The following is a 3,161-nucleotide window of genomic DNA, read 5'->3' on the forward strand; positions in this document are numbered from 1 at the left end:
TGCGCGACAAGGCGGACAACTGCATCATCGTCTGCTCGATCGAGAACCTGGACCCCATGGGTGTGCACACCGGTGACTCCATCACCGTGGCACCGGCCCAGACCCTGACCGACAAGGAGTACCAGATCCTGCGCAACGCCTCGCTGGCCGTGCTGCGCGAGATCGGTGTGGACACCGGCGGCTCCAACGTGCAGTTCTCCATCAATCCCGCTGACGGCCGCATGGTGGTGATCGAGATGAATCCGCGCGTCTCGCGCTCATCCGCACTGGCCTCCAAGGCCACGGGTTTCCCCATCGCCAAGGTCGCGGCCAAGCTGGCCATCGGCTACACGCTGGACGAGCTGCGCAACGAGATCACCGGCGGCGCCACGCCGGCGTCGTTCGAGCCGTCGATCGACTACGTGGTCACCAAGATCCCGCGTTTCGCGTTCGAGAAGTTCCCGGCCGCCGATCCGCACCTGACGACGCAGATGAAGTCGGTGGGCGAGGTGATGGCGATGGGCCGCACCTTCCAGGAAAGCTTCCAGAAGGCGCTGCGCGGACTGGAAACCGGCATCGATGGCTTGAGCGAACGAAGCACCGACCGCGACGAGATCATCGAGGAGATCGGCGAGGCCGGACCGGAGCGCATCCTCTACGTCGGCGACGCGTTCCGCATCGGCATGAGCCTGCAAGAGGTGTTCGAGGAAACCGCGATCGACCCGTGGTTCCTCGCGCAGATCGAGCAGTTGATCCAGACCGAGCAGGCGCTGACGGGCCGTGACCTGGCCGGTCTGTCGGCCGATGAGTTGCGCTACCTGAAGCAGAAAGGGTTCTCCGATCGCCGCCTGGCGAAACTGTTGGGCACGAATCAGCATCTGGTGCGCGAAGCGCGCTGGGCTGCCGGCGTGCGCCCGGTGTTCAAGCGCGTCGACACCTGCGCGGCCGAGTTCTCGACGCAGACGGCGTACCTGTACTCGACCTACGACGAAGAGTGCGAGGCCGAGCCGACCGACCGCAAGAAGATCATGGTGCTCGGCGGCGGGCCGAACCGCATCGGCCAGGGCATCGAGTTCGACTACTGCTGCGTGCACGCCGCGCTGGCGATGCGCGAGGACGGCTACGAGACCATCATGGTCAACTGCAACCCCGAGACCGTGTCGACCGACTACGACACCTCGGACCGCCTGTACTTCGAGCCGCTCACGCTCGAAGACGTGCTGGAAATCGTGGACAAGGAAAAGCCGCTCGGCGTGATCGTGCAATACGGCGGTCAGACGCCGTTGAAGCTCGCGCTGGGCCTCGAAGCCGCGGGCGTGCCCATCATCGGCACCAGCCCCGACATGATCGACGCCGCCGAAGACCGCGAGCGTTTCCAGCAACTGCTGCACACCCTGGGTCTGCGTCAGCCACCCAACGCCACCGCACGCGCCGAGCCCGAAGCGCTGGAAAAGGCGGCTGCACTGGGTTATCCGCTGGTGGTGCGCCCCAGCTATGTGCTGGGTGGCCGCGCGATGGAAATCGTGCACGAGCAGCGCGACCTGGAGCGCTACATGCGCGAAGCGGTCAAGGTGAGCCACGACTCGCCGGTGCTGCTGGACCGCTTCCTGAACGACGCGATCGAATGCGATGTGGATGCGATCCGTGACCACACCGGACGCGTGTTCATCGGCGGCGTGATGGAGCACATCGAACAGGCCGGCGTGCACAGCGGTGACTCCGCTTGCTCGCTGCCCCCGTACTACCTGAGCAAGACCACCGTGGACGAGCTCAAACGCCAGACCGCGGCCATGGCCGAAGGCCTCAACGTCATCGGCCTGATGAACGTGCAGTTCGCCATCCAGGAAGTGGACGGCCAGGACGTGATTTACGTGCTGGAGGTCAACCCGCGTGCCTCGCGCACCGTGCCCTTCGTGTCCAAGGCCACCGGCATCCAGCTGGCCAAGGTGGCGGCGCGCTGCATGGCCGGCCAGTCGCTGGACGATCAGGGCATCGGCGCCGAGGTGACACCGCCGTACTTCAGCGTCAAAGAGGCTGTGTTCCCGTTCGTGAAGTTCCCGGGTGTGGACACCATCCTCGGCCCCGAGATGAAGTCCACCGGCGAAGTCATGGGCGTGGGCAAGACCTTTGGCGAGGCCTTCGTCAAGAGCCAGCTGGGCGCCGGCACCAAGCTGCCGACCGCCGGCAAGGTCTTCCTCACGGTGAAGAACAGCGACAAGCCGCGCGCGGTGGAGATTGCGCGTCAGCTGGTGGCCATGGGTTTCGAGCTGGTCGCCACGCGCGGCACGGCAGCGGCCATCAGCGCCGCCGGCGTGGCCGTGCAGACGGTCAACAAGGTCACGGAAGGACGCCCGCACATCGTCGACATGATCAAGAACGGCGACATCGCGCTGGTGGTCAACACGGTGGAGGAGCGCCGCAACGCCATCGCCGATTCGCGCGCGATCCGCACCTCGGCCCTGCTGGCCCGGGTGACCACCTTCACCACCATCGCTGGGGCGGAGGCTGCCGTGGAGGGCATGCAGTACCTGGACAGCCTGGGTGTGATCTCGGTGCAGGAGATGCACGCTCAGCTCGCCGCTTGATCCGGGTTCATCCCGGTTGAGCCCACGGGCTCGACCGGGGCATAATCAATTCCAGTACACCGCCGACCGGCAACGCTCGGCGGTTTCCTTTTGTATTGACGCAGACGCTCGGGCGGCTGCCACACGATTTCCGGAGTACCCCATGGCCACCCTGCCCATCACCAAACGCGGCGCTGAAAAGCTCAAGGAAGAGCTTCACCGTCTCAAGACCGTGGACCGCCCCTGGGTGATCAACGCGATCGCCGAAGCCCGTGCACAAGGCGACCTGAGTGAGAACGCCGAGTACGACGCCGCCAAGGACCGCCAGGGTTTCATCGAAGGCCGCATCGCCGAGATCGAGGGCAAGCTGTCGGCTGCGCAGATCATCGACCCGACCGCAGTGGACGCGGGTGGCAAGGTGGTGTTTGGCGCCACGGTGGAGCTGGAAGACGAAGCCAGTGGCGCCGCCGTCACCTACCAGATCGTGGGTGAAGACGAAGCCGATCTCAAGCTGGGCTTGGTGAACATCGGCAGCCCGATCGCACGCGCACTGATCGGCAAGGAAGAAGGCGACGTGGCCGAAGTACAAGCGCCGGGCGGCACCAAGCGCTTTGAAAT

The 3,161-nt window shown here is 65.4% G+C and carries 2 protein-coding genes; both read left to right on the plus strand.

The genetic code is table 11. The features are described 5' to 3' along the window. On the plus strand, window positions 1-2,564 hold a 2,564-nt coding region (gene carB, locus Q1W68_RS04255), incomplete at its 5' end, for a carbamoyl-phosphate synthase large subunit (RefSeq protein ID WP_300715674.1). 142 nt (window positions 2,565-2,706) lie between these two features. Continuing rightward, window positions 2,707-3,161: transcription elongation factor GreA (greA, locus tag Q1W68_RS04260; protein ID WP_300715676.1), on the plus strand; the 455-nt coding region annotated here is incomplete at its 3' end.

The sequence above is a fragment of the Hydrogenophaga sp. genome (genome assembly GCF_030158645.1).
GTDB lineage: Bacteria > Pseudomonadota > Gammaproteobacteria > Burkholderiales > Burkholderiaceae_C > Hydrogenophaga.